Below are 18,831 nucleotides of genomic sequence, written 5' to 3'. Positions count from 1 at the left end.
AATCAATAATTTAATAAATATAGATAAATACTATATATACTTTTAATGATATAGCTATTATCTATTTTACATATAAATATAGAAGAACTTATAATATAATTGTATATGTAAAAATTTGTATAAAATTTAGGAAAAAAATGGATGGAGGAATAAAAATGAAAGTAGCATATATCTTTAATAGTACTAATGTACATAAGATTTTAGACAAAATGATAATACCACAATTAGAACAAGGAACTCATGGAGTAGATGTTCTAGGGATGTTTTTCTTTATGGATAATACATTATTCTTATCGAAAGGAAATCCAATAGGAGAAAAACTAAGTGAATTACATAAAAAAACGGATATGATAATAATGGCTTGTGACCAATGTGCTATAGAGAGAGGTATAGAGAATAACTTGGTTGATGGGGCTACGATTGGATGCTTTCCAAACTTATATGCTTGTTTAGGTAGTGCAGGTGTAGACCAAGTCATAACATTATAAAACAGTTTGGTATACAATCCATGGGAAAACTTATTTTCTGTGGATTATTTTAAGTCAAGGATAAATTGTTTGAGTAGGGGATGAACAAATGTCTAAAGTTTTAGTTGAATTTATAAATACTTGACCATCTTGTGATGAGCATGGAGTGTTTATAAAAAAAATGTCAGAAAAATATACTGATAAATTGGAAGTGAAACTGTATCAGGCAGGTAAAGATTTTTCATATGTAAAAAAATATGGAATTATAACAAAAGGAACATTAATAATAAATCAGAAAAAGAAATATGACAGATTAAATAAAGATACAATTGAAAAGGCAATAGTAGAAGCTATAAATAATAGTTAAAAGTTTAAAAATTAGGAGTAGCAAAAATGAATATATTAGAAATTGTTTTAAATGGAGTTAAAGAGACGATAGTAGCTTCTATAGTTACATTAAATGGAGCATCAGGATGGCTTATGATAAGTTTCATATTGGCAGGTATACTCCACAATGTTTTAACTCCAAAAAGGTTTCAAAAACAACTTGGAAATAAGAAATTTTCTTCTTTGATTAAAAGTACTATATCAGGAATGTTTTTACCAATATGTAGTTGTGGGGTAATACCACTTGGTATAAGTATGTATTATTCAGGAGCATACTTAGGACCAGTACTTGCTTTTATGACATCAACTCCAATAATAAACCCAATAGCTGTAGTTCTTTGTCTAGGTCTTTTAGGACCTAAAGTTACAACTATTTATCTAATATCTGGTTTTTTAGTACCATTTTTAGTAGGATTTTTGGGAAACTGCTTTGGAAAAGAAGAATTATCTTTGCATAATGATTCAGATGAAGATGTAATAGAATTAGAAGAAGAAAAAAGAAGTTTTCTAGAAAATATGATTGATGGGCTTAAGTGGTCTTTTGGAGAGTTAGCTCTTACCATTAGTAAATATGTAGTAATGGGAATGCTTTTTGCAGGTTTTATAACAACAATTTTTCCAAATAGTATAATTCAAAAATATTTGGGGAATCCAGGTTTGCTATCACTTGGAAGTATAGCAATACTTGCATGTGTTATGTATGTATGTGCAGTAGGACATATTCCATTTATAGCAGCTCTTGTTGCAAGTGGAGCATCTCCTGGGATAGCGATAACATTTCTAATAGCTGGTGCAGCTACAAATCTACCAGAGCTTATAAGTATGTTTAAACTCATTGGAAAAAGGACTGTTATTATATATTCAGTAACTTTGACATTATCCTCAATAATAATTGGATACATAACAAATTTACTTTTAGTAAACAACAATTCAGTAAATTTAGATACAACAAATTCTTCAATACAGTTGGCAAATAAACTAATGTTAAATATACCAGATAGTTTTGAATATGTATGTACAATTTTAATTATTTTATTTGCATTTAAATCAATAATACCAAAGATGAAAGAGGTCATAGGGAATAATGCTTAAAAAGATAGTTATAATATCCTGTGTAGTAGTTGCATTAATAGTTTTATCAAAAATAGTGGATGATAACCTTAAAGAAGATGCCTCTATTCCAAATGTGAATAAAGAAACATTAGAGTATTTTAGAAAAAATTATAAAGAAGATATAATAACTTGTGCTGAAGAAGATTTAAATAATGATGGAGAAAAAGATTTAGTAGTTATATATAAAAAAGGTAATAATTCAAATGAAATGGTAGTGGTAGTTTCTGATAAAAACAGCCATTATATAACAAAACCAATACCAGCACCTATAGAGAATCAAACCATAACTTTTAAAAATATTGATGATAAACCACCAATAGAAGTAATAGTGTCAGGTTCTAAGAATGGTAATGTAGGGTATGCAATTTATAGGGTAGAAGGCAACAAGTTTGTTGATTTATTTGGAGAAGATATGGACAAATGTTGTTAAAAATAAAAATAATACACAAAGGTGGGAAATTTAGATGAGAGTATCTAAGAAGATTCAAGCATTAATCTTAGTTAGTGTAATGGGGGCATCCATACTAACAGGCTGTAGTAGTAAACCAAAAGAGAAAGAAGAAGCAAAAGCTGGAAAGGATGATTATACAATAACAGTAGGGTATTATAACTGTGACCATATGACTGCTGGACCAGTAGCAGAAGCAGCTGGAATATATAAGGATTTAGGTCTTAATGTAAAAACTGTCGGAAATGGTAAAGTTCCTGAAGCTATGGCAGCAGGAAAAATGGATGCTGGTTATATAGGGACAAAAGGTCTAGTGGGAGCTATACCTAAGGGTTCACCAATAACAATAGCAGCTAACAATCATACTGGAGGTTCTGAATACTTAATAGTTTCAAAAGATATAAAAGAACCTAAAGATTTAGTAGGTAAAAAAATTGCAACAGACATGAGTGATTTTTTATGGACAAGTGATTATGGGCCAGAAACAAGTCTACCAACTGACCCATCAAAATATGAAATTGTAAATATGGATTCAGACAAAGATAAATATTTAGCTCTTAAAACTGGAAAAATACAAGCTTTTACATCTTGCGACCCTTGGGGTTCTGTAGCTGAAAATGATGGTGCAGGAAAAATAATAGCATCTACTCAATATAAAGAAAAAGCTAATGGTAAAGAATATAACTGTTGTTCATTCTCATTAAACAAAAACTTTATAAAAGAACATCCAGATTTAGCAAAAAAATTGGTTTTGGCTCATACAAAAGCAATAGAATACATATATACAAATCCAGCTGAAGCTGCTAAGATATTTGCAAAATATTATAATGTAGAAGAAGAAGTTGCACTTAGAACTATTTATAAAAAGACAGTTGGAGAAGGTAGAACGATTACTTGGAAAGTTACAGGAGAAGAATATAAAAATAATTTACAAATGTATAAAGATTTAAAAGCATTAGATGATATACCTAAATATGAAAATACAATTGATACGAGCTTATTGGATTCTTGTGGAGCAGATGATTTTGATAAATTTATAAAAGAAAAAGTTAATCCAGAGTTTCCTGAAGGTATGAGTTATGAAGATTGGAAAGCAAAGGTATTATAAATAAATGGAGAATATAAAAAATATAATAATACTTTTTATTATTATTTTGGGAAGTATATTTATAATATTTTTTAATTTTGAAGATAAAGAAGAAATAGAAGGCAAACTAAGAATAGGGGTATCTGATGATACCTCTGGTTTTGTAATAAATTATATGGTAAATAGGGACTACTTTGAAAATATAAAAGTAAGTGATATAATGGATACTTTTACAATTAATGATTGCTGAGCAAGTACAATGCAATGGGCTCTGAGTTCAGAGGAAATAGATATAGCAATCATATGTAAAGATGCAGCAAAACAGTATGTAAATGCAACTAGTGGATTTGAAATTGTTGGTACAGTAGTTCAAAATTCAGATATATTTTTATTAAGTAAGAGTAATCCCAAAAGAATTGGAATCATTCAAAATAGAAATTACCAATCAGAATTAGTGAAGAAATACTATGGAAATGTAGAAATATCTCCGTTATTAGGGACTGCATTAGCATATGGATTAGAAAGCAATCTAGTAGATGGTGTTGTAATGGACTGTATAAAATCAATCGGATTAGAAGGAATAAGAAAACCTACAACTGAATTAGGTGATTATGATACTTATGTATTAGTTGTAAGCAAAGAATTTAAAAAAAGTAAAGGATATAGTGATTTTATAAAACTTTACAATAAAAGTGTTGATGCTTTAAATAATGAAGCTACATTTAAAAAAGCACTGAAACAGTACAAGAATATAAGAAATATAGATATGGAGGAAATAAGAAATTGGAAATTAAAATTTCTAAAGATAAAATAGATAAATTAACTAAGAAAAAATCTGATAGTGGTATGGATATTTTATATAAGATAATACTTTTAGTCATTATATTTTCAGTTTGGCATTTTGCAGCGAAAGATATAGGAAGCTCTTTACTACTTCCAATGCCAGTAGATGTAATAAAAGGTTTCTTTTATTGCATAACAGATATAGAGACAGTTACTAATCTTTTTATTACATTACAGAGAGTACTTAAAGGTTTTATGTATGCACTATTGTTTGGACTTCCAATAGGATTTATCATGGGATTTTCTAAAACTTTTGAAAAAGTTTTATCTCCAGTAGTAGATTCTGTAAGACAGGTTCCTATAATGGCATGGGTGCCTCTTACTATAGTATGGTTTGGTATAGGAGATGGACCAACAATATTTTTAATAGCTTTTTCAGGCGTTTTTCCTATAATCTTAAATACTATTCAAGGTGTAAGAGCAATATCAAAAGATTATTATAATGCGGCTAGAAGTATGGGAGCATCACCAATTGTGATATTTACAAACGTAATAGTACCAGCGTCTCTTCCTGATATATTAACTGGTTCGAGAATTGCTATAAGTACAGGATGGATGTCTGTTATCTGAGCTGAGTTTATAGCTACGAGTGCCGGTCTCGGTTACTCAATGGTACAAGCTCAAACGTTAATGCATACAGATGTATTAATTGGGCTTATGATATTTGCAGCTTTAATAGGATTTATAATAGATAGAGTATTAAAGTTTGTAAATAAAATCCTTTGTAGATGGAGGTTTGCAGATTAATGAAGTTAAGCGTAAGAGATATAAATAAAACATTTGTAAATAATAAAGTACATACAAAGGTTTTAGAAGATATAAGCATAGATATAGAAAATGGTCAATTTGTTTGCCTTTTAGGGCCATCAGGATGTGGAAAGACTACTTTACTTACTATAATAGGAGGATTTCAAAAATCAGAAAGTGGAGATGTTTTTATAAATGATAAAAAAGTTAAAAAACCAGGTATAGATAGAGCTTTTATATTCCAAAATTACGCTTTATTTCCTTGGAAAACTATAAGAGGAAATGTTCTATTTCCTATGAAACAGCAGAAAATACAAAAGGAAAAAAGAGAAGAAATGTTAGAAGAACTCTTGGTGATGTCAGATTTAAAAGGAAAAGAAAAGTTATTTCCTCATCAATTATCAGGCGGAATGAAACAAAGAGTAGCTATGATAAGAGCCTTAGCATGCAATCCAGAAGTATTGTTAATGGATGAACCACTGGGAGCTGTTGACTTTCAAATGAGACAAAACTTACAAGAAGAGTTAGAAAGGATATGGATAAAAAAGAAAATAACTGCATTAATGGTAACTCATGATGTTGACGAAGCTGTATATATGAGTGATAGAGTTATAGTAATGTCAAGGGATAAAGGTAGAGTTATTGATGATATAAATATAGATATTCCAAGACCTAGAGTTAGAGGAAGCAAAAAATATGAAGAATATAAGACTAGATTAACTGATACTTTATCGAAGTGTTATGAGGTTTAAAGAGGAGTAGATATGAGTCAAATAGAAAAATACAATAGTTTGGATAATGTACAACAAAAAATAAGACTATCCATTATGGATGTGATAATAGATAAAGGTTCTAGTGCTACACTTAAAGAAGTGACTGAATGTATAAGTAATAATTTGAAATTAGAAAAAGAATATATAGAAAATACACTACAATATTTTATTGAGAAAAATATAATAGTTGTTGATGGAGATAGTATAAATTTTATATATCCTGTATCAGCATTACCAACTAATCATAAAGTAACTTTGAGCGATGGTAGAAGTTTCAGTGCAATGTGTGCAATAGATGCTATAGGAACTTCTTGTACATTTAATCAAGATGTAAGAATAAATTCTATGTGTAGTGTTACAGGTAAAGAAATAGAAATATTTATAAAAAACGAAAAAATTGAATATGTGAATAATCCACATTTAAGAGTGCTTCATATAAATCTTGATAAATATTCAAATTGGGCGGCAAGTTGCTGAAATATAATGAATTTCTTCTGGACGAAGAATGATTTTGATGCTTGGACAAAAGAAGCAGGATTATCGGATGATGAAGATGTATATTGCTTAGATATTAATGAAGCAATAGTAGAATCATATAAAATATTTAAACTTAAACAAAAAGTATTATTATAAATATAGATGAAAAACTAAAAATAACCTTTAACTAAAAATTTTAGACCATACTATCACTAGATGCTTTTAGTATCAAGTATATAGATTAAATAGAATTTAAAGCTAAAGAGTTATTTTTAGTTTTTTTATATATCTAAATAGCTCTATTAAGTATATATTTATTTATAACCTTTGCAACTCCATTTTCGTTGTTGGTATCTGTAACATAATCAGCAATTTCTTTTATACTGTTACGTGCATTTCCCATAGCTACACCAAGACCTGCATACTTTATCATATGTTGGTCATTTTCTTCATCACCAACAGCAATAGCTTTTTCTATAGGAATATCTAAATTAGTACACAATGTCTTAAGGGCAGTTCCTTTGTTAGTGGTCTTACCTAAAAACTCTAGGTAAAAAGGAGCAGACCTTACTATAGTATATTTATTGAATAAATTTTTAGGTAGTTGTTGTATAATTTCTTCTAATCTTTCTGGTTCATCAACTATCATAATTTTGCAGATTTTAATAGATTCATCAATTTTATCTTTTTGTATATATTTAACGTCTATATCATTTAATTTCGCTTCATGAAGTGTATATTTGCCAGGAATTTCGTTTGGTGTAATTAAATTTGTCATTGTATTTATGTGTATTTTGGTATTATATTTTTTACAAACGTTATTATATATAAAATCAAAGTCATCTAAAGTCATCTCTACATCATGTATAATTTTTTCACTTTTGACTTCTTGAATAATGGCTCCATTAAAACATATAACATAATCACCTTCATCCGTTAAGTTTAATTGATTTAGAAGTCCCTTGACACCAGGAAGAGGTCTGCCCGTTGTTATAACAACTTTGGCTCCAGCCTTTTTTGCTTCTTGAATAGATTCAAAGACTTCAGGAGTAATCCTTTTTTGCGTGTTTAATATTGTTCCATCAATATCTAATGCGATTAATTTGTACATATCAGCCTCCAGTAAATTATATACTCAATTTTCCTGTGAAAACGTTGACACAACTAGTGTTGAACAAAATTTCAGTGGAAAATATGATTAGTTTTGTATACTATTATACCAAGAGATAAGCAATTTAGAAAGTTTAATAATATTAATTTTTTGATAAAAATATCATCTATATAATACGTGTATTTAAAAAGCAGATTTTTAATTGTTTTGTAAGTATTAATTATAAAAATGCTATCGTTTGCATTTTAGTATAGATACTAAGCTTTTATATAAGAGGGTAGTTTTTATATGAATGTTTTTCTAATAATTTATGTAGTAGTCAGTTTTATACCACAAAATATTGTAATTATATGAATCATATGTTATTATTCAACATGATTACAATGTAAAGAATATTTAATATATATAATAATTTATAAGTTGGCATCAGATAGTATATAAAGATATGTATATCAAAGATATAAAAGTATGATATAAAGATATGAAATAAAGTTGTAAAGGAGTGCTTTAAATGAAGTTTTCACAATTTAAGTATGAAAGACCCAATTATGATAGTATAAAAAAAGAATTTTTGGAGTGCGTAGAAGATATAAAAAAATCCTGTAATTATGAAGAACAGCAAGAAAATATACATAAGATTAATTTATTGAGAAATAAAATAGAAACGTTGTCAAATATAGCATCAATAAGATACAGTATAGATACACTTAATAAATTCTATCAAGAGGAAAAAAATTACTGGGATGAATATCTGCCTTTGTATGAAGAATTAAATTCTTATTTTTATGATGCTGCAATAAATTCAAAGTTTAAATGTGATTTGATAAAAAAATTTGGGGAACAATTTTTCACAATAATAGACTATTCTCTAAAAAGTTTTTCTAAAGATATAATAAGTGAATTGCAAGAAGAAAATAAATTGTGTTCGGAGTATACTAAACTTTTAGCATCAGCACAAATAATGTTCGATGGAGAAGAAAGAAATTTATCTGGTATGGGAAAGTTTATGTATTCTAATTGTAGAAATACAAGAGAATTAGCCAACAAAGCGTATTATAATTTTTTTGAAGAAAACGAATCAAAATTTGATGACATATTTGATAAACTAGTCAAACTTAGAGATAAGATATCTAAAAAATTAGGCTTTGAAGATTTTGTAGAGCTTGGATATGTTAGAATGATGAGAAGTGACTATAGAGAAGATATGGTAGAAAACGTTAGAAAGCAAGTATTAAAATATGTTGTTCCAATGGCTAATGAGCTTTATGAAAAACAGGTTAAAAGACTTGGTTTAGAAAACTTAAGCTACATAGATGAAGACGTGGAATTTTTAACAGGAAATGCAAGTTTAAAAGGCGATTCAAAATACATAATTCAGAATGGGCAAAGGATGTATAGTGAGCTTTCAAAAGAAACAGATGAATTTTTTAATTTTATGCTAGAAAATGAACTTATGGATTTAGAAACAAAGAAAGGTAAAGGAGCTGGAGGCTATTGTACCTACATACCAGATTACAAGTCGCCATTCATTTTTTCTAACTTTAATCAAACTTCTGATGACATAGATGTATTAACACATGAAGCAGGACATGCGTTCCAGTTATACATGTCTAGATGGATTGATATGCCAGAGATTAATTTCCCCACACTTGACAGTTGTGAAATTCATTCAATGAGTATGGAATTTATAACATGGCCATGGATGAATCTGTTTTTTAAAGAAGATACAGATAAATATAAATTTACTCACTTGTCGACAGCAGTCAAATTTATACCTTATGGAATAATTGTTGATGAATTTCAGCATTATGTTTATAAAAATCCTAATGAGGATAAGGCAAAAAGAAAAGAAAAATGGAGATATTTAGAGAAAAAATATTTACCTCATAGAAACTATGATAATAATTCTTTTTTAGAGCGAGGTTGTTGGTGGTTTAAGCAAGGTCATATATTTAAAAATCCGTTTTATTACATAGACTATGTACTAGCTCAAGTTTGTGCATTACAATTTTGGAAAAAAATGATTCAAGATAGAGATGCAGGATGGCAAGATTATATAAATATTTGTAAAGTTGGAGGAACAAAATCATTTTTAGATATTGTAAGTATGGGAAATTTATATTCACCATTTGATAATAACTGTATTAAGTCTATCATGGGTGATGTTAAATCTTGGTTTGATGAAATAAATGATAGCAAATTATAAAAAATTATGAGAATTTCAATGGGTAAAAGTAAAAAATTAAAAAATATGTAAAAATCAAAGATTTGCTGTGAAAATAGTTATATTTTTAATCAGTTTGAGAAAGTAAACCAAAAAAGGTTTGTACTTAAAAAAAAAAGAAAATACAGGAAATATGTAATATCAACACTTGGAAAAAAAAGTAAAAATGTATACAAAATACATATAAAAAAACTATTGCAAATTTTATAGAATGTTTATATACTTAAGTCAACAGAGATAGAAAAAAGCTATTTATAGAAAACAAAGGATAAATTGCTTAATTTTCAATTTTCTGATAACTTAATAATCCGGATGAAGAGTATGGGAGACTGCTTTATAAAAAAGCGACCGAAGGGACAAATTTAATCCTATTTACCCAAAAGATTAGATGAAATTCTCAGGTAAAAATGACTGTACTTGGACGGGGCTCTGAAAATGATTTTAACAGGGAAGACAAATTGGGAGATTTGTTTTTCCTGTTTTTTATTTATCAAGTAATAAATAAAAGATTGAAAGAGAGTAAAAAAATGATAATAATTACAAATAATCCGAAAGTAAGAGAAGAAGTTCAAGAAAGAGAAGTTTTGTTTAAAGACACAACTTATATTGGTATCTTAGAAGCAAGTAGAGATTTGATACATGAAGGATATGAACTTTTATCTCATCCACTCTATGGGAGTGTAAAACCAAATGAAACACCTTATAGAACTGTTATACTAAAGAGAGGAAATCGTTTGGATATAAACTCTTTAACCTTAATTGAAGAAGCAATCATCACTGCAAGTAAATTTCAGAATAATAAAAAGACTCCAAAATGGACAGAAAGTGTTCAAGACGACTTTAGGGTAATTGATTATGATATATTTTATAATACAATACAAAGAATGCAGTATGAATAAAAAAATTTGTTAAAAAATTATTAAAGCAGCCTAAATATTAAATCTAATTTAATATTAAATAAAATGAGAAATCTAATTGGGGAGGATAAGTCAAAATGGAAAATGTGTATGACTTAGTAATAATTGGTTCAGGACCAGCAGGGCTTGCAGCAGGGCTTTATGGGGCAAGAGCAAAGTTGAATACTCTAATCCTAGAAAAAGACAAAACTGGTGGGCAAATTGTAATAACACATGAAATTGCAAATTATCCAGGGTCAGTTCCAAATGCAACAGGACCAAGTCTAATAGCTAGAATGGTTGAACAATGTAAAGAGTTTGGAGCAGAAATTCTAAGAGATAACATTGTAGATACTGAGCTAGATGGAGATATAAAAGTTTTAAAAGGTCAAAAAGCAGAATATAGAGCTAAAGCAGTAATAATAGGAACAGGAGCAACTCCAAGAAAAATTGGTTGCCCAGGGGAAAAAGAACTTACTGGTAAAGGTGTTTCATATTGTGCAACTTGTGATGCAGACTTCTTTGAAGATTTTGAGGTATTTGTTGTAGGTGGAGGAGATAGTGCATTAGAAGAAGCAATGTATTTAACTAAATTTGCTAGAAAAGTAACAATTGTACATAGAAGACAAGGATTTAGATGTGCTAAGAGTGTTGAAGAAAAAGCAAAAGCTAATCCAAAGATAGAGTTCTTATTAGATACAGTAATAGAAGAAATCAAAGGTGATGGAATACTGGAGTCAGTTGTATTTAAAAATAAGATTACTGGAGAAACTCATGAATACTTTGCAGATGAAGAAGATGGAACAATGGGAGTATTTGTTTTCGTTGGATTAGATGCTCAAACTGATTTATTCAAAGGTAAAGTTGATATGGATGAAAAAGGTTATATAATAACTGATGAAGACATGAAAACTAACATACCAGGTGTATTTGCAGCAGGAGATTGTAGATCTAAAACTCTAAGACAGGTTGTAACTGCAACTAACGATGGAGCAATTGCATCTATAGTAGCTGAGAAATATATTGATGAAAAGTTTGGAAACTAAAAATCTGTAAATTAAATTTAATGAATAATATTTAAAATAAAATAAAAATTTCAAGGGGGAAAAAGAAAATGTTAGATTTAGATAAGGCTACATTTGAAGAAGAAGTTTTAAACGCAGAAGGTTTTGTATTTGTTGATTTCTGGAGTGAAGGTTGTGAACCTTGTAAAGCTTTAATGCCAGATGTTCATAAATTAGCTGAGACTTATGGGGACAAAATAAAATTCTGTAAGATGGATACAACAAAAGCTAGAAGATTAGCTATAAAACAAAAAGTATTAGGTCTTCCAACTATGGCTATATACAAAGATGGGGAAAAAGTGGACGAAGTTACTAAAGATGATGCTACAGTTCCTAATATAGAAGACATGATTAAAAAATATCTTTAAGATATTGGCGAAATATTAACAATAAAATAAAAATATGTTTTAGTCTGAAGATAATAAGATAAAAGAGATTTTTATATTCAAGTTTGTTAAAAAAATAATTTTAAATAAAATAATTTTTTTACAGTAAATATTTTTTAATAGTATAACAAATAGTTAAGACATAAAAATACTATATTATAAAAATATCTTTAAGATTTAAGATAAGTTATAAAATGATATAATTTTGAGAAAAACTCAAATGCATATACACAAATTAAATAACAGGAGGTGCAAGTATGCGTCTTGAATTAGGGAAAATCTTTATAAAAGATATTCAATTTGGTGATGTAACAGAAGTAAAAGATGGAGTATTATTCATCAATAAGCAAGAGATGCTACAAGAGATTGGTGGAGATGAGCATATAAAATCTATAGATATAGAATTAGCTCGTCCAGGTGAAAGCGTAAGAATAACACCTGTAAAAGATGTTATTGAGCCAAGAGTAAAAGTTGAAGGTAATGGGGGAATATTCCCAGGTATAATGTCTAAAGTTGACACTGTAGGAGAAGGAAAAACTCATGCTTTAAAAGGTGTAGCTGTTGTAACTACTGGAAAAATAGTAGGTTTCCAAGAAGGTATAGTAGACATGACTGGAGAAGGAGCTAAATACACTCCATTTTCTAAATTAAATAATGTTGTAGTAATAGCTGAACCTATTGATGGTTTAAAACAATACGCTCATGAAAAAGCTGTTAGAATGATAGGATTTAAAGCAGCAATGTATTTAGGAGAAGCAGCAAGAAATCTTACTCCAGACGAAGTTTCAGTATATGAAACTAAGCCTCTTCTTGAGTCAATAAAAGAATATCCAGAGCTTCCAAAAGTAGGATATGTTTACATGCTTCAAACTCAAGGATTATTACATGATACTTATGTATATGGAGTGGATGCAAAACAAATAGTACCAACTTTATTATATCCAACAGAATTAATGGACGGAGCAATTGTAAGTGGTAACTGTGTTTCTGCATGTGACAAAAACCCAAGTTATGTTCATATAAACAATGGAGTTGTTGAAGACTTATATGCAAGACATGGTAAAGATATAAACTTTGTAGGTGTAATTATAACTAATGAAAATGTTTACCTAGCAGACAAAGAGAGATCTTCAAACTGGACTTCTAAATTATGTAAATACTTAGGATTAGATGCAGTTATAGTTTCACAAGAAGGTTTTGGAAATCCAGATACTGACCTTATAATGAACTGTAAGAAGATAGAAATGCAAGGTGTAAAAACTGTTATAGTTACAGATGAATATGCTGGACGTGATGGAGGTTCTCAATCACTTGCAGATGCAGATGAAAGAGCTGATGCTGTTGTAACAGGTGGAAATGCTAACCAAGTTGTAGTACTTCCTAAATTAGATAAAGTAATTGGTCATTTAGAAGTAGTAGATGTAATAGCTGGTGGTTCTGATGGAAGCTTAAAGGCTGATGGAACTATTGAAGTTGAAATACAAGCTATAACAGGTGCAACTAATGAAACAGGATTTGGTCATTTAACTGCTAAAGGATATTAAGAAGTATCTTATTAAACGATTGAGTAATGTTAATTAAACATATTATAGATAAATTATAATAAATGTTATAGATATAAAAAAATATATTACAAATATAATAAGGAGGATTATTATGAGTTTACTTAGTAATAAAAAGGTTCTTATAATAGGTGACCGTGATGGTATACCAGGACCTGCGATAGAAGAATGTGTAAAAACAGTAGAAGGAGCAGAGGTTGTTTTCTCATCTACAGAATGCTTTGTCTGAACTGCTGCTGGGGCTATGGACTTAGAAAATCAAAACAGAGTTAAAGAAGCTGCTGATAAATTCGGAGCTGAAAATGTTGTGATTTTACTAGGTGCTGCTGAAGCCGAAGCTGCAGGTCTTGCAGCCGAAACAGTAACTGCTGGGGATCCAACTTTCGCTGGACCACTTGCTGGAGTTGCTTTAGGATTAAGCGTTTACCATGTTGTAGAGGAACCAATGAAAGCTTTATTTGATGAAACTGTATATGAAGATCAAATAAGTATGATGGAAATGGTTTTAGAAGTTGAAGAAATAGAAGAAGAAATGTCTGGTATAAGAGAAGAATTTTGTAAATTTTAATGCCTAAAAGCAAAAGGGGTGAAACTAAGAGATGGGAAAACTAAAAGCGGTACATTATATTAATCAGTTCTTTGCTGGTATAGGTGGAGAAGAAAAAGCTGATACTAAGCCACATGTGGCAGAAACTTTACCTCCAATAAGTTTACAACTTGATAAATTATTAGGTGAAGATATTGAAATAGTTGGAACAGTAGTATGTGGAGATAGCTACTTCAATGAAAATATAGACAGTGCAAGTGAAGAAGTTTTAGGAATGATAAAAGGTTTTGAACCACAACTTTTCATAGCTGGTCCTGCATTTAATGCTGGTAGATATGGAGTTGCTGCTGGAACAATAACTAAAGTTGTAAAAGATGCTTTAAATATACCAGCCCTAACAGGTATGTATATTGAAAATCCAGGTGCAGATATGTTCAAAAAAGATGTTTATGTAGTAGAAACTTCTGATTCTGCAGCAGGTATGAGAAAAGCACTTCCTAAAATAGCAAAACTTGCAGTAAAACTTGCTAATGGAGAAGAAATTGGAACTCCTAAAGATGAAGGATACATAGCTAGAGGAATAAGAGTTAACTACTTCCATGAAGACAGAGGTTCTAAGAGAGCTGTTGACATGTTAGTTAAGAAAATAAAAGGTGAACCATTTGAAACTGAATACCCAATGCCAAACTTTGATAGAGTTGACCCAAGCAACGCTGTAAAAGATTTATCAAAATGCAAAATAGCTTTAGTTACTTCTGGTGGTATAGTTCCAAAAGGAAATCCAGATAGAATAGAGTCTTCTTCAGCTTCTAAATATGGAACTTATTCTATAGCAGGAGTTATGGACTTAACAGAAGAGACTTATGAAACTGCACATGGTGGATATGACCCAGTGTATGCAAATTTAGATGCAGATAGAGTATTACCTGTTGATGTTCTTAGAGATTTAGAAAAAGAAGGTGTAATTGGAAAATTACATGAAACTTTCTATACAACTGTAGGTAACGGTACATCTGTTGCAAACTCTAAAAAATATGCTTCTGAAATTGGAGCAGCATTAGTGGCTGATGGTGTAGATGCAGTAATATTAACTTCTACATGAGGTACTTGTACTCGTTGCGGTGCAACGATGGTAAAAGAAATAGAAAAAACTGGACTTCCAGTAGTTCATATGTGTACAGTAGTACCTATTTCATTAACAGTAGGGGCTAATAGAATAGTTCCAACTATAGCAATACCTCATCCACTTGGAAATCCAGCGCTTGACCCTACAGAAGAAAAAGCCTTAAGAAGAGGCCTTGTAGAAAAAGCATTAAACTCTTTAACTACAGAAGTAGATGGTCAGACAGTATTTGAAAAATAAAAATAACACACACATATATTATATAGATAAAAATATAAACACACACTAAAAATAAAAAATAACTATACACAAAAAAATAATATAGATTTCATGAATGGGTAAATTGGAGTTATTCATTCATGAAATCTTAAAAAATGCCAAAATACATAAACAATAATAGAATCAAATATACAACAAAACAAAAATAACAACAATTAGAGTCTTTAATTAAATTAAAAAATAAGTGTTCATAAAATTTATGGAGGTGCACAAAATGACTTATCCAGTTTTAAAAGGGGCAGGCTATGTACTTATTCATACTCCAGATATGATAGTGCAAAATGGAAGTACTTGTACAGTTGAAAGAGCAACAAATCCAGATTCAGAATTTTTAAAGGAAGTAAGCAATCATATAAGAAGTTACGAAGATGTAGTTAACTACATGCCAAATCAAGTTTATATAGGAAATAGAAGACCAGAGGAATTAAGAGATTTACCAATGCCATGGTGTGAACAAAAGATTGAGGGAAATAGAAATGGTAAGTTTGGAGAAATAATGCCTCAAGATGAGTTCATAGCTTTAATGCAAATAAGTGATGCATTTGATTTGGTAAAATTATCACAAGAATTTATTGATGAAGTAAAACCAAAAATCGAAAATAACTACCCTGAAATTGCTCCATTTGTAGGTAAATTAAAGGGTGATGATATAGAAGAAGGTAAAGAATTAGTAGCAACACACATAGCAGAAGGATTATACCATAATGGGAAATTCATTGGTTATGTAAAAAGAGCACATGATGTAGATGTTAACTTAAATGCCCATACAATGTTTGAAAATCTAGTAGTAAAAGCATCTGGAGTTTTATCTGCTATTCAAATGCTAAGACATAGCAAAATAGACCCTGCTGAAATAGATTATGTTATTGAGTGTTCAGAAGAAGCTTGTGGAGATATAAACCAAAGGGGTGGAGGAAACTTTGCTAAATCAATAGCTGAGATAGCAGGACTTCAAAATGCAACTGGTTCTGACACAAGAGGATTCTGTGCAGCACCAACACATGCATTAATTCAAGCTGCAGCTCTAGTAAAAGCTGGAATACATAAGAATGTAATGGTAGTAGCAGGTGGAGCAAGTGCTAAACTTGGAATGAATGCTAAAGACCATGTTAAAAAAGGACTTCCTGTACTTGAAGATGTTGTTGGAGGATTTGCAGTACTTGTATCTGAAAATGATGGTGTAAACCCAGTTATAAGAACTGATTTAACAGGTAAGCATACTGTTGGAACTGGTTCTTCACCTCAAGCAGTTATGACAGCACTTATAACTTCAGGTCTTGATAGAGCTAATTTAAAAATAACAGATGTTGATGTATACTCTGTTGAAATGCAAAACCCAGATATAACTAAGCCAGCAGGAGCAGGAGATGTTCCAGAAGCAAACTACAAAATGATAGGAGCACTTGCTGTTAAGCGTGGAGACTTAGAAAAGAAAGAGTTAAAAGACTTTGTTTCTAATAAAGGATTACCAGGATGGGCACCAACTCAAGGACATATACCATCAGGAGCTCCTTATATAGGATTTTTAATAGATGATTTAACTACAGGTGAGAGAAATAGAGCTATGATAGTTGGAAAAGGTAGTTTATTCTTAGGAAGAATGACTAACTTATTTGATGGAGTATCTTTTATAGCTGAAAGAAATACAGGTGTTACTGAAGAGACTTCAGGAATATCTAAGGATGAGATTAAGAAGATAATAGCTGAATCTATGAAAAAACTAGCACTAGACATGTTAGAAGAATAGGGGTGAGGATATGTCAAAAAAAGTAATCGCAGATGTATTCTTAGAAGTAGCTAATGCAATAGAAAGCGGCGAATTTGGCAAAAAAGTAAAAATTGGTGTGACTACACTTGGAAGTGAACATGGTGTAGAGAACATGGTTAATGGTGCACAATTAGCAAAATCTAATTTATTTGATATAGTACTTATTGGACCAAAAGTAGAAACTGACCTTGAAGTAGTTGAAGTTAATGATGAAAAAGAAATGCATGTAAAAATGGAAGAATTATTAGATTCAGGATACATTGATGCTTGTGTTACTATGCATTATAATTTTCCAATAGGTGTATCTACAGTAGGTAGAGTGATAACTCCAGCTAAAGGAAAAGAAATGATACTTGCAACTACAACAGGAACAAGTGCTACTAATAGAATAGAAGCAATGGTGAGAAATGCCATTTATGGTATCGCTACAGCCAAATCAATGGGTAATAAATGCCCAAAAGTTGGAATACTTAATGTAGATGGGGCAAGACAAGTTGAGAAATGTTTAAAAGAATTAAAAGATAATGGATATGACATGGAATTTGCTGATTCAATTAGAGCAGATGGTGGGTGTGTAATGAGAGGTAATGATTTACTTGTAGGTGCTCCTGATGTTATGGTTACTGATACATTATCTGGAAATATATTTATGAAAGTATTTTCTTCATATACTACAGGTGGAGATTATGAAGCTCAAGGTTTTGGATATGGTCCTGGGGTTGGAGAAGACTATAATAGAAGAGTCCTTATAGTATCAAGAGCATCAGGTTCTCCAGTAGTAGCAAATGCACTAAAATACGCTTATGATGTTGTAAAGGGCGATATAAGTAATGTTGCAAGAAATGAATTTGCAAAAGTTAAAAAAGCAAAATTTGATGATATTATAGCTTCTCTTACTAAAAAAGAAGTTAAAGCTGAAAAAGTAGAAGTTAAAATGCCAGATAAAGAGATTGTTACTCGTCAAATAGCTGGTGTTGACATAATGGACTTAGAAGATGCAGTATCTGAGTTGTGGAAAAATGGAATCTATGCTGAAAGTGGTATGGGTTGTACAGGTCCAATAGTTTTAGTAAATGAAGCTAAAGGTAATTTAGCAGTTGAAACTTTAATTAAAGCTGGATATACTGCAAAATAGGTAGGGGTATATTAAAATATGTGACTTTCCAATTGATGAGTTTGGAAATGTTTATGTGTACTCTTTAAATATAGATTTATTTTTTAAGTGATAATTAAGTATTTATAAGGTTATGGTTTTGAAAATCATAACCTTATTTTTGTATTTTTTCTAAGAAAGATATATCTATTCTTAAATTACTTTTACAAAACCCTAAGATGTCTTTTTCTGATAAATTATTTAATTTAAATACAGCTGTAAATCTAGTTTCATTAAAAGGAATATTTAAATTATCCTTAATTTCTGTTTCTAATTTTTATCTACCTTTCTATTCCTCCATTTCTAATTACTTTTTTCTCATTTAAATAGTTCTATAAAAAAGTAATTAGAATTTAGACTATAAAAGAATATCTTG

Annotated in this window: 19 protein-coding genes and 1 riboswitch; of the genes, 18 read left to right on the top strand and 1 reads right to left on the bottom strand. The window is 30.0% G+C overall.

Going from position 1 to position 18,831, the window contains the following annotated elements; genetic code table 11:
* Positions 1-155 precede the first annotated feature (155 nt).
* From saoD to saoL, 9 genes are all read left to right on the top strand, one after another.
* Positions 156-488 (top strand): DsrE-related protein SaoD, encoded by a 333-nt coding sequence (gene saoD / locus ACTG44_RS12455; RefSeq protein ID WP_021385110.1) that lies wholly within the window; start codon positions 156-158, stop codon positions 486-488.
* A gap of 88 nt (positions 489-576) precedes the next feature.
* Positions 577-834, top strand: coding sequence for a thioredoxin-like (seleno)protein SaoT (gene saoT / locus ACTG44_RS12450; protein ID WP_243192668.1), 258 nt, complete (start codon positions 577-579; stop codon positions 832-834).
* Between the two features lie 26 nt (positions 835-860).
* Positions 861-1,946 carry an efflux transporter SaoE gene (saoE, locus tag ACTG44_RS12445; protein ID WP_021385130.1) on the top strand — a complete coding sequence of 362 codons (1,086 nt, stop codon included), beginning with the start codon at positions 861-863 and terminating at the stop codon, positions 1,944-1,946.
* A complete protein-coding gene (gene saoC / locus ACTG44_RS12440; protein WP_021385152.1) occupies positions 1,939-2,397 on the top strand; it encodes a Cys-Cys-COOH (seleno)protein SaoC in 459 nt (152 codons plus the stop codon). Before saoE ends, saoC begins: the two co-directional genes overlap by 8 nt.
* Before the next feature lie 34 nt (positions 2,398-2,431).
* Positions 2,432-3,523: an ABC transporter substrate-binding subunit SaoX gene (gene saoX, locus ACTG44_RS12435; RefSeq protein ID WP_479920527.1), complete on the top strand. Its 1,092-nt coding sequence runs from the start codon at positions 2,432-2,434 to the stop codon at positions 3,521-3,523.
* A gap of 13 nt (positions 3,524-3,536) precedes the next feature.
* Complete coding sequence (gene saoB / locus ACTG44_RS12430) at positions 3,537-4,316, top strand: ABC transporter substrate-binding (seleno)protein SaoB (RefSeq protein ID WP_265113945.1); 780 nt, start codon at positions 3,537-3,539, stop codon at positions 4,314-4,316.
* The gene (saoP, locus tag ACTG44_RS12425) at positions 4,292-5,092 is read left to right on the top strand and encodes an ABC transporter permease subunit SaoP (protein ID WP_479918796.1); all 801 of its coding nucleotides are present in this window, start codon (positions 4,292-4,294) and stop codon (positions 5,090-5,092) included. Before saoB ends, saoP begins: the two co-directional genes overlap by 25 nt.
* Positions 5,092-5,844, top strand: coding sequence for an ABC transporter ATP-binding protein SaoA (gene saoA, locus ACTG44_RS12420; RefSeq protein WP_021385238.1), 753 nt, complete (start codon positions 5,092-5,094; stop codon positions 5,842-5,844). The genes saoP and saoA overlap by 1 nt, the downstream gene beginning before the upstream one ends.
* Before the next feature lie 12 nt (positions 5,845-5,856).
* On the top strand, positions 5,857-6,498 hold the full coding sequence (gene saoL, locus ACTG44_RS12415; protein ID WP_265113941.1) for a MerB-like organometallic lyase SaoL: 642 nt from the start codon (positions 5,857-5,859) through the stop codon (positions 6,496-6,498).
* 133 nt (positions 6,499-6,631) lie between these two features.
* On the opposite strand, the gene yidA is transcribed toward saoL, so the two are convergent.
* A complete protein-coding gene (yidA, locus tag ACTG44_RS12410; protein WP_021385259.1) occupies positions 6,632-7,453 on the bottom strand; it encodes a sugar-phosphatase in 822 nt (273 codons plus the stop codon).
* A gap of 511 nt (positions 7,454-7,964) precedes the next feature.
* Here yidA and ACTG44_RS12405 point away from each other — a divergent pair.
* From ACTG44_RS12405 to grdD, 9 genes are all read left to right on the top strand, one after another.
* Entirely contained in the window at positions 7,965-9,659 is a 1,695-nt protein-coding gene (locus ACTG44_RS12405) for a M3 family oligoendopeptidase (RefSeq protein WP_479920526.1), read from the top strand.
* Between the two features lie 330 nt (positions 9,660-9,989).
* A riboswitch (glycine riboswitch) is annotated at positions 9,990-10,101 on the top strand.
* 103 nt (positions 10,102-10,204) lie between these two features.
* On the top strand, positions 10,205-10,576 hold the full coding sequence (locus tag ACTG44_RS12400) for a GrdX family protein (RefSeq protein ID WP_021385187.1): 372 nt from the start codon (positions 10,205-10,207) through the stop codon (positions 10,574-10,576).
* A 95-nt stretch (positions 10,577-10,671) separates the two neighbouring features.
* Positions 10,672-11,619, top strand: coding sequence for a thioredoxin-disulfide reductase (gene trxB, locus ACTG44_RS12395; protein WP_021385149.1), 948 nt, complete (start codon positions 10,672-10,674; stop codon positions 11,617-11,619).
* Positions 11,620-11,687: 68 nt separating this feature from the next.
* A complete protein-coding gene (gene trxA, locus ACTG44_RS12390; RefSeq protein WP_021385220.1) occupies positions 11,688-12,005 on the top strand; it encodes a thioredoxin TrxA in 318 nt (105 codons plus the stop codon).
* A 275-nt stretch (positions 12,006-12,280) separates the two neighbouring features.
* Complete coding sequence (locus tag ACTG44_RS12385; protein WP_021385101.1) at positions 12,281-13,567, top strand: glycine/sarcosine/betaine reductase component B subunit; 1,287 nt, start codon at positions 12,281-12,283, stop codon at positions 13,565-13,567.
* A gap of 112 nt (positions 13,568-13,679) precedes the next feature.
* Positions 13,680-14,153: a glycine/sarcosine/betaine reductase complex selenoprotein A gene (gene grdA / locus ACTG44_RS12380; protein ID WP_079739759.1), complete on the top strand. Its 474-nt coding sequence runs from the start codon at positions 13,680-13,682 to the stop codon at positions 14,151-14,153.
* A gap of 31 nt (positions 14,154-14,184) precedes the next feature.
* Positions 14,185-15,495 (top strand): glycine reductase complex selenoprotein B, encoded by a 1,311-nt coding sequence (grdB, locus tag ACTG44_RS12375; protein ID WP_079747011.1) that lies wholly within the window; start codon positions 14,185-14,187, stop codon positions 15,493-15,495.
* Between the two features lie 253 nt (positions 15,496-15,748).
* Positions 15,749-17,281 carry a glycine/sarcosine/betaine reductase complex component C subunit beta gene (gene grdC, locus ACTG44_RS12370; RefSeq protein ID WP_479917087.1) on the top strand — a complete coding sequence of 511 codons (1,533 nt, stop codon included), beginning with the start codon at positions 15,749-15,751 and terminating at the stop codon, positions 17,279-17,281.
* A gap of 10 nt (positions 17,282-17,291) precedes the next feature.
* Positions 17,292-18,437 (top strand): glycine/sarcosine/betaine reductase complex component C subunit alpha, encoded by a 1,146-nt coding sequence (gene grdD, locus ACTG44_RS12365; RefSeq protein WP_479920525.1) that lies wholly within the window; start codon positions 17,292-17,294, stop codon positions 18,435-18,437.
* The last annotated feature ends 394 nt before the right edge of the window (positions 18,438-18,831 follow it).

Source organism: Clostridioides sp. LIBA-2809, from assembly GCF_056688965.1.
This window is presented reverse-complemented; position numbering and strand designations above follow the sequence as displayed.

Excerpts from the sequence above, each read along its gene's own strand:
- ACTG44_RS12400 (WP_021385187.1), top strand. The coding sequence starts at position 10,205 with ATGATAATAATTACAAATAATCCGAAAGTAAGAGAAGAAGTTCAAGAA.
- grdC (WP_479917087.1), top strand. The coding sequence starts at position 15,749 with ATGACTTATCCAGTTTTAAAAGGGGCAGGCTATGTACTTATTCATACT.
- saoX (WP_479920527.1), top strand. The coding sequence starts at position 2,432 with ATGAGAGTATCTAAGAAGATTCAAGCATTAATCTTAGTTAGTGTAATG.
- yidA (WP_021385259.1), bottom strand. The coding sequence starts at position 7,453 with ATGTACAAATTAATCGCATTAGATATTGATGGAACAATATTAAACACG.
- ACTG44_RS12385 (WP_021385101.1), top strand. The coding sequence starts at position 12,281 with ATGCGTCTTGAATTAGGGAAAATCTTTATAAAAGATATTCAATTTGGT.
- saoC (WP_021385152.1), top strand. The coding sequence starts at position 1,939 with ATGCTTAAAAAGATAGTTATAATATCCTGTGTAGTAGTTGCATTAATA.
- ACTG44_RS12405 (WP_479920526.1), top strand. The coding sequence starts at position 7,965 with ATGAAGTTTTCACAATTTAAGTATGAAAGACCCAATTATGATAGTATA.
- grdD (WP_479920525.1), top strand. The coding sequence starts at position 17,292 with ATGTCAAAAAAAGTAATCGCAGATGTATTCTTAGAAGTAGCTAATGCA.
- saoE (WP_021385130.1), top strand. The coding sequence starts at position 861 with ATGAATATATTAGAAATTGTTTTAAATGGAGTTAAAGAGACGATAGTA.
- trxB (WP_021385149.1), top strand. The coding sequence starts at position 10,672 with ATGGAAAATGTGTATGACTTAGTAATAATTGGTTCAGGACCAGCAGGG.
- saoA (WP_021385238.1), top strand. The coding sequence starts at position 5,092 with ATGAAGTTAAGCGTAAGAGATATAAATAAAACATTTGTAAATAATAAA.
- saoD (WP_021385110.1), top strand. The coding sequence starts at position 156 with ATGAAAGTAGCATATATCTTTAATAGTACTAATGTACATAAGATTTTA.
- trxA (WP_021385220.1), top strand. The coding sequence starts at position 11,688 with ATGTTAGATTTAGATAAGGCTACATTTGAAGAAGAAGTTTTAAACGCA.